The sequence below is a fragment of the uncultured Methylobacterium sp. genome, from assembly GCF_964244095.1.
Classification (GTDB): domain Bacteria; phylum Pseudomonadota; class Alphaproteobacteria; order Rhizobiales; family Beijerinckiaceae; genus Methylobacterium.
On sequence record NZ_CAXTHR010000184.1, the window covers coordinates 1 to 7,328 of the forward strand.

Genomic DNA, 7,328 nt, shown 5'->3' on the forward strand with positions numbered 1-7,328 from the left:
CGGCGCCACCAAGGCGATCGTGTTCCAGCTCGCCTCGCTCACCGACGTGCACTGGGCGATGTCGGGCGAGGTGGTGCTGATGACGCTGGTCGGCGGCATGGGCACGGTGTTCGGCCCGATCGTCGGCGCGCTGGTGATCGTCACGATGGAGACCTACCTCGCCCAGTTCGGCGCCTGGGTGACGATCATCCAGGGCGTCGTGTTCGTGCTCTGCGTGCTCCTGTTCCGCGAGGGCATCGTCGGCCTCGCGGCGCGCCTGCTGCGCAAGCCGCTCTGAGCGGGCCGAGCGCGCCGCGCACCCCGCGCCGACCGGCCCGATACTCTTCGTTAACCATCCGCTCGCCATCCTGGCATCTTCAAGCCGGGAGCGACCGTGGTGACCAAGGCCCTGACCCTCAGCTTCGACGACCCCACCGCCGAGTGCCCGCTGGCGCCCGAGGCGCTGGGGCGGATCACGCGCGCCGACCCGGAGACGGTGTCGGCGATGGTCGACGGGATTCCCGAGGCGACGCGGGCGCGGCTGGCGGTCTACCTCTACGGCCGCAGCCACACCCACGAGCTCGGCATCCGCATCGCGGCGACCTGCGAGGGCGCGACGCTGCGCCGCGCCGCGGGGCTCGTGGGCAACACCCTCTACGACCTGTCGCGCCGCCCCTACGCAGCCCCGAGCTACGGCAGCCAGCGCTCGCAGGCCGGCCGGATCAGCCTCGGCGGACCGCGCCTCGACGGCCGCAGCGGCTGATCCGGCGCCGAGCGACGCGAACGGCCGGCGGCGCGCCTCAGCCGGGGGTCCGCTCGTCCCGCGTCAACTCCGGGAACTCCGCCTGCGCGAAGGCCAGCCCGCGGCAGGGGTCGTCGGCGGCGCCCTCGTGCTCCAGGCGGCGGAGCTGGACCCGGCGGATCTTGCCGGAGATGGTCTTCGGCAACTCGGCCACGAACGCGAGCGAGCGCAGGCGCTTGAACGGCGCGAGCCGCGCGTTGGTGAAGCGGAAGATGTCGAGCGCCGTCTCGCGCGAGGCTTCCGCGCCGCCGACCAGCGCCACGTAGGCCTTCGGGATCGTGTAGCGGATCGCGTCGGGCGCCGGCACCACAGCCGCCTCGGCCACCGCCGGGTGCTCGATCAGCACGCTCTCCAGCTCGAACGGGCTGATGCGGTAGCCCGAGGACTTGAACACGTCGTCGGCGCGGCCGACGAAGGTCAGCGTGCCGTCGGGCTCGACGAAGGCGACGTCGCCCGTGCGGTAGAGCGCGCCGTCGGCGCCCGAGAGGTTGCCGGCGCCGTCGTCGTAGCCCTGCATCAGGCCGGCGGGGCGATGCGCCCCGAGGGCGAGGCAGACCTCGCCCTCGCTCGCCGGCTCGCCGTCGCCGTCGAGCACCCGCACCGCGTAGCCGGGGAGCGGCCGGCCCATGGCGCCGGGCCTGACCGTCTGGCCGGGGGTGTTGGCCACCTGCGCCGTGGTCTCGGTCTGGCCGTAGCCGTCGCGGATGGTCAGGCCCCAGGCTCGGCGCACCCGCTCGATCACCTCCGGGTTGAGCGGCTCGCCCGCCGCGCACACCTCGCGCAGCGCGAGATCGTGCCCGGTGAGATCCTCCTGGATCATCAGCCGCCACACGGTCGGCGGGGCGCAGAGCGTGGTGACGCGGCAGCGGGCGAGCACGGCGAGCAGCGCGGCGGCCGAGAACGGCGCCTGGTTCACCACGAACACCGTCGCGCCCGCGTTCCAGGGGGCGAAGACCGAGGACCACGCATGCTTGGCCCAGCCGGGCGAGGACACGTTGCAATGGACGTCGCCGGGCTGCAGCCCGAGCCAGTACATCGTCGAGAGGCTGCCCGCCGGATACGAGCGGTGGCTGTGCCGCACGAGCTTGGGTTTTGCCGTGGTACCGGAGGTGAAATAGAGCAGCAGTGGGTCGTCCGCGGCGGTCGGGCCGTCCGGCACGAAGGTTTCGGCCTCGGCGAACGCCGCGTCGTAAGCGAGCCAGCCGTCGCCGCCGGGCCCGGTGGCGAGGCGGACGGCCGACCCTGTATCGAGGCCGGCGAATTTCGGCGCCTGCTCGGGTCCGGCCAGGATCACCTTCGGCCGCCCGCGCGCCAGCCGGTCGGCGAGCTCGTCGCCCGTGAGCAGGGTCGTGGCCGGGATCACCACGGCGCCGAGCTTCATCGCGGCGAGCATCGTCTCCCATAAGGCCGGCACGTTGCCGAGCAGCAGCAGCAGGTGATCGCCGCGGGACAGGCCGAGCCTGCGCAGGTTGTTGGCGACTTGGTTCGAGCGCCGGCTCATCTGCCCGAACGAGAACCTGGTCTCGGCGCCCGTGGCGGCGTCGACGATCCACAGGGCCGGCCGGTCGCGGCTCTCCGGATCGACGGCGAGGTCCGCATCGAACCAGTCCAGCGCCCAGTTGAACGCCGCCGCGTCCGGCCAGCGGAAGCCGGCGCAGGCGGCCGCATGATCCGTGCGGTGCGCCAGCAGAAAATCCCGGGACTCGCGAAAGCTCGGCATCGGCGTTCTCCCTGTCTTCCAGACGGTCTCGGTGTCGTTGTCTTGCTCGCCCGATCGCCGCGCCTCCTCCCTCGCCCGCAGGGGAGAGGGAAGGGGCGTTGCGCTACCCGTGCGAGAACGTCGCCGGCCGCTTCTCGACGAAGGCGGCCATGCCCTCCTTCTGGTCATCGGTGGCGAACATCGCGTGGAACACCCGGCGCTCGAAGCGCACCCCTTCCGTCAGCGTGGTCTCGTAGGCGCGGTTGACCGCCTCCTTGGTCATCATCGCGATGGGCAGCGACATCGCTGCGATCGTCTCGGCCACGTTCATCGCCTCGGCGAGCAGCAGGTCCGCGGGGACCACCCGCGAGACGAGGCCGGCGCGCTCGGCTTCCGCCGCGTCCATCATGCGCCCGGTGAGGCACATCTCCATCGCCTTGGCCTTGCCGACGAAGCGGGTCAGGCGCTGGCTGCCGCCGATGCCGGGCATCACCCCGAGCTTGATCTCGGGCTGGCCGAACTGCGCGGTGTCGGCGGCCAGGATCAGGTCGCACATCATCGCGAGTTCGCACCCGCCGCCGAGCGCGTAGCCGGCCACCGCCGCGACGACCGGCGTGCGCACCGCCGTGAAGCGCTCCCACTCCGCGAAGCGGTCGGCCGCGTACATCTCCGCATAGGTGGCGCCCTGCATCTCCTTGATGTCGGCGCCCGCCGCGAACGCTCTGGCCGAGCCGGTGACGACGATGCAGCCGATGCCGGGATCGGCGTCGGCCGCGACCGCCGCCGCGATCAGCTCGCGGGTGAGCTGCGCGTTGATCGCGTTCAGGGCTTTGGGCCGGTTCAGGGTGATCAGCCGAACGCGGCCGCGCGTCTCGGTGAGGATCGTGTCGGTGGGGCTCGTCTCGTCCATGTTCGAGGTTCCTCGGCTCAAGGCTGCTCGCCCGGGCCGCGGAGCATATGGATGATCGCGGAAAAGTCCTGCCCGCCGTGCCCGTGCCCGTCGAACGCCGCGTAGAGCCGCTCGGCCTCCGCCCCCAGCGGCGTCGAGGCGCCGGCGGTTCCGGCGGCGGCTTGCGCGAGCCGGAGGTCCTTCAGCATCAGGGCCGCAGCGAAGCCCGGCTTGTAGCCGGTGTTGGCGGGCGAGGCCGGCACCGGGCCCGGCACCGGGCAGTAGGTGGTCAGCGACCAGCACTGACCCGAGGACACCGAGGCCACGTCGAACAGGGCCTGCTGCGACAGCCCGAGCTTCTCGCCCAGCGCGAAAGCCTCGCACACCCCGATCATCGAGATGCCGAGGATCATGTTGTTGCAGATCTTGGCGGCCTGACCGGCACCGGCCGCGCCGCAATGGAACACGCTCCGGCCCATCGCCTTGAGGATCGGTTCGGCGGCGGTGAACGCGGCCTCGGACCCGCCGGCCATGAAGGTCAGCGTGCCGGCCTTCGCGCCGCCGGTGCCGCCGGACACGGGCGCATCGACCGCCGGGCAGCCGCGGGCGTCGGCCAGCGCGTGGGCCTCGCGCGCGCTGGCGACGTCGACGGTCGAGGAATCGATGAGCAGGGTGCCGGCGGGCACGGCGGCCGTGAGTTGGGACCAGACCTCGACCACGTGGCGCCCGGCCGGCAGCATCGTCACCACCGCCTCGGCGCCCGCGGCGGCCTCCGGGACGGAGCCGGCGATGCCGATCCCGGCAGCCTTGGCCGTTTCCAGCGAGGCCGGGTCGAGGTCGAAGCCGCGCACCGCAAAACCCGCCCGCACGAGGTTGGCGGCCATCGGGCCGCCCATGTTGCCGAGCCCGACGAACCCGATCGTCCTGGTTGCCATCGGTGATGCTCCCTCGTGTGTCGGCGGGCCGGTCAGGCCGCGTCCGGGAAGACGGGCGCGGCCCGCGGCGTCAGCCAGCCGGCGATCCGCTCGGGATCGACCGCACTGAGCGTGGCCGGCGACCAGCGCGGCGCCTTGTCCTTGTCGATCACCGCCGCGCGGATGCCCTCGCGGAACTCGCCCTCGGCGAGGAGCGCCAGCGAGGCGTGGAACTCGCGCTCCAGGCAGGCTTCGAGGGTCTTTGCGGTCCGCCCGAGGCGGAGGAGGCGCAGCGTGATCACGAGGCTCGACGGCGATTTCTCCAGCAGCGTCGCCCGCGTGCGGGCCGCGAAATCGGAGCCGTCCGCGTCGAGCGCGGCCAGGATGTCGGCCACCGCGCCGAAAGCGAAGCAGCGGTCGATGACCGCGCGCGACGCGGCGAGCGGCGCGGGGCCGGGATCCTGCGCCAGCGCACCGATCGCCGCGCGCACGGCTGCGTGGCCGGCATCCGGCGGCAGCGCGGCGAGCGCCTCGATCAGGCGGGGGAGGGCGCCCGCCGGCACCATAGCGTCGGCGAAGCCGCACAGGATCGCGTCGGCGGCGCCCATCGGCTCGCCGGTCAGCCCGAGATAGATCCCGGTCTCGCCGGGCGCGCGCGCCAGCAGCCACGTGCCGCCGACATCCGGCAGGAAGCCGAGGCCGGTCTCCGGCATGGCGACGCGCGAGCGCTCGGTGACGACGCGGTGGCGGGCATGGCCCGAGACGCCGACGCCGCCGCCCATGGTGATGCCGTCCATCACCGCCACGAACGGTTTTTCGCACGCCGCGATGCGGGCGTTCAGCCGGTACTCGTCCCGCCAGAAGGCTTCCGCGAACGCCGTCCCGTCCGTCTCGTAGAGCGCGCGCAGGTCGCCGCCGGCGCACAGCCCCCGTTCGCCCTCGCCGGTGAGCAGGATCGCGGCGACGCCCGGATCGGCCAGGAAGCGGTCGAGGCCCGCGTCGATCGCCCCGACCATTGCGTGGGTGAGCGCGTTCAGCGCCTTCGGCCGGTCGAGGCGCAGGCGCCCGAGCGAGCCGACGCGCTCGACGATCACCTCGGCCATCACCGGCCCCCGAGCAGCGCGCGGGCGATGATCACCCGCATGATCTCGTTGGTGCCCTCCAGGATCTGGTGGACGCGGAGATCCCGGACGATCTTCTCGATGCCGTACTCGGTCAGATACCCGTAGCCGCCGTGCAGTTGCAGCGCCTCGTTGGCCACGCGGAAGGCCGCGTCCGTGACGTGGCGCTTGGCCATGGCGCAGAGCTTGGTCGCCTCGGGCGCCTTCGCGTCGAGGGCGGCGGCCGCGTGGCGCAGGAACGCGCGGGCGACTTCGAGGTCGGTTGCCATGTCGGCGAGGCGGAACTGCAGCGCCTGGAACTGCGAGAGCTTCTGGCCGAAGGCGCGCCGGTCGCCGAGGTAGGCGATCGTCCGGTCGAGCGCCGATTGCGCGCCGCCGAGCGCGCAGGCGGCGATGTTGAGCCGCCCGCCGTCGAGCCCGGCCATGGCGAAGCGGAAGCCTTCGCCCTCGGCGCCCAGCCGGTTCTCAACCGGCACCCGGCAGGAATCGAAGCGCACCGCGCGGGTCGGCTGCGCGTTCCAGCCCATCTTGCGCTCGTTGGCGCCGAACGAGAGGCCGGGCGTGTCCTTCTCCACCACGATCGCCGAGACGCCCTTGGCGCCCTCGCCGCCGGTGCGGACCATGCACAGGTAGAGGTCGCTGGCGCCCGCGCCCGAGATGAACTGCTTCTCGCCGTCGAGCACGTAGTGGTCGCCCTCGCGGACCGCGCGGGTGCGCAGCGCCGCCGCGTCCGAGCCGGAGCCGGCCTCGGTCAGGCAGTAGCTCGCGATGAGGTCCATGCGCGTCAGCGCCGGGAGCCAGCGGCGGCGCTGCGCCTCGCTGCCGAAGGCGTCGATGATCCAGGCGGAGAGGTTGTGGATCGACAGGAAGGCCGCCACCGTCGGGCAGCCCTCGCCCAGGGCCTCGAAGATCAGGCTCGCATCGACCCGGCTCAGCCCCGAGCCGCCGACATCCTCGCGCACGGTGATGGCGGCCATGCCGAGGGCCGCCGCCGCGCGAAACGTCTCGACGGGGAAGTGCCGGCGCGCGTCCCAGTCCAGCGCGTGGGGGGCGATGTGCGCGGCGGCAAAGCCCGCCGCCATGTCGCGGATCGCGGTCTGATCCTCGTCGAGCCCGAAGCGCATGGCTGAAGTCCTCCGCTTGCCGGTTCTCCCTCCCCCCTCTGCGGGGGAGGGTGGCCCGCGTCAGCGGGTCGGGAGAGGGGAGCGCCGTATCCGGAGAGGGCGTTCCCCTCTCCCGCTTCGCTCCGCTCAGCACCCTCCCCCTTCAGCGGGGGAGGGTCGGTTCAGCGCATCGTTGGGATCGAGAACTCCGCCCCGCTCTTGATCCCCGACGGCCAGCGCTGCGTCACGGTCTTGGTCTTCGTATAGAAGCGGATCGAGTCCGGCCCGTGCTGGTTGAGGTCGCCGAAGCCGGAGCGCTTCCAGCCGCCGAAGGTGTGGTAGGCGATCGGCACCGGGATCGGCACGTTGACGCCGACCATGCCGACGTTGACCCGCGCTGTGAAGTCGCGCGCGGCATCCCCATCCTGGGTGAAGATCGCGACGCCGTTGCCGTACTGGTGGGTCGAGGGCAGCGCCAGCGCCTCCTCGTAATCCTTCGCCCGCACCACGGAGAGGACGGGGCCGAAGATCTCGTCCTTGTAGATCGTCATCTCCGGCGTCACGCGGTCGAACAGGCAGCCGCCCATGTAGAAGCCGTTCTCGTAGCCCTGGAGCTTGAAGCCGCGCCCGTCCACGGCGAGCGTCGCGCCCTCGCGCACGCCCGCATCGATGTAGCCCTTCACCCGCTCGACCGCCTCGGCCGTGACCATCGGGCCGTAATCGGCCGACGCGTCGTGCGAGGGGCCGATCTTCAGGGCTTCCACCCGCGGGATCAGCCGCTCCATCAGCCGGTCGGCGGTGCCCTCGCCGACGGGCACGGC

At 72.6% G+C, this 7,328-nt stretch carries 7 protein-coding genes and 1 pseudogene; 2 read left to right on the plus strand and 6 right to left on the minus strand.

From position 1 onward, the window contains the following. Both ACFE86_RS20190 and ACFE86_RS20195 read left to right on the plus strand, forming a co-directional pair. A pseudogene (locus tag ACFE86_RS20190) lies at positions 1-277 on the plus strand (branched-chain amino acid ABC transporter permease); the annotation flags it as partial. Between the two features lie 99 nt (positions 278-376). After that, positions 377-742 (plus strand): hypothetical protein, encoded by a 366-nt coding sequence (locus ACFE86_RS20195; protein WP_375457112.1) that lies wholly within the window; start codon positions 377-379, stop codon positions 740-742. Between the two features lie 37 nt (positions 743-779). Here the strand turns inward: ACFE86_RS20195 and ACFE86_RS20200 are convergent, their stop codons facing one another. The 6 genes from ACFE86_RS20200 to ACFE86_RS20225 form a co-directional block, all read right to left on the minus strand. Next, entirely contained in the window at positions 780-2,501 is a 1,722-nt protein-coding gene (locus ACFE86_RS20200; RefSeq protein WP_375457113.1) for an AMP-binding protein, read from the minus strand. 103 nt (positions 2,502-2,604) lie between these two features. After that, complete coding sequence (locus tag ACFE86_RS20205; protein WP_375457114.1) at positions 2,605-3,390, minus strand: enoyl-CoA hydratase; 786 nt, start codon at positions 3,388-3,390, stop codon at positions 2,605-2,607. A 17-nt stretch (positions 3,391-3,407) separates the two neighbouring features. Further along, entirely contained in the window at positions 3,408-4,304 is an 897-nt protein-coding gene (gene mmsB, locus ACFE86_RS20210) for a 3-hydroxyisobutyrate dehydrogenase (RefSeq protein ID WP_375457115.1), read from the minus strand. Between the two features lie 32 nt (positions 4,305-4,336). Beyond that, a complete protein-coding gene (locus ACFE86_RS20215; RefSeq protein WP_375457116.1) occupies positions 4,337-5,386 on the minus strand; it encodes an enoyl-CoA hydratase/isomerase family protein in 1,050 nt (349 codons plus the stop codon). Further along, positions 5,386-6,528 carry an acyl-CoA dehydrogenase family protein gene (locus tag ACFE86_RS20220; protein WP_375457117.1) on the minus strand — a complete coding sequence of 381 codons (1,143 nt, stop codon included), beginning with the start codon at positions 6,526-6,528 and terminating at the stop codon, positions 5,386-5,388. The genes ACFE86_RS20215 and ACFE86_RS20220 overlap by 1 nt, the downstream gene beginning before the upstream one ends. Before the next feature lie 161 nt (positions 6,529-6,689). Continuing rightward, positions 6,690-7,328: aldehyde dehydrogenase family protein (locus tag ACFE86_RS20225; protein WP_375457118.1), on the minus strand; the 639-nt coding region annotated here is incomplete at its 5' end.

Bases quoted from the DNA above. Each gene is read 5' to 3' on its own strand.
- ACFE86_RS20205 (WP_375457114.1), bottom strand. From the start codon at position 3,390: ATGGACGAGACGAGCCCCACCGACACGATCCTCACCGAGACGCGCGGC.
- ACFE86_RS20220 (WP_375457117.1), bottom strand. From the start codon at position 6,528: ATGCGCTTCGGGCTCGACGAGGATCAGACCGCGATCCGCGACATGGCG.
- ACFE86_RS20215 (WP_375457116.1), bottom strand. From the start codon at position 5,386: ATGGCCGAGGTGATCGTCGAGCGCGTCGGCTCGCTCGGGCGCCTGCGC.
- mmsB (WP_375457115.1), bottom strand. From the start codon at position 4,304: ATGGCAACCAGGACGATCGGGTTCGTCGGGCTCGGCAACATGGGCGGC.
- ACFE86_RS20200 (WP_375457113.1), bottom strand. From the start codon at position 2,501: ATGCCGAGCTTTCGCGAGTCCCGGGATTTTCTGCTGGCGCACCGCACG.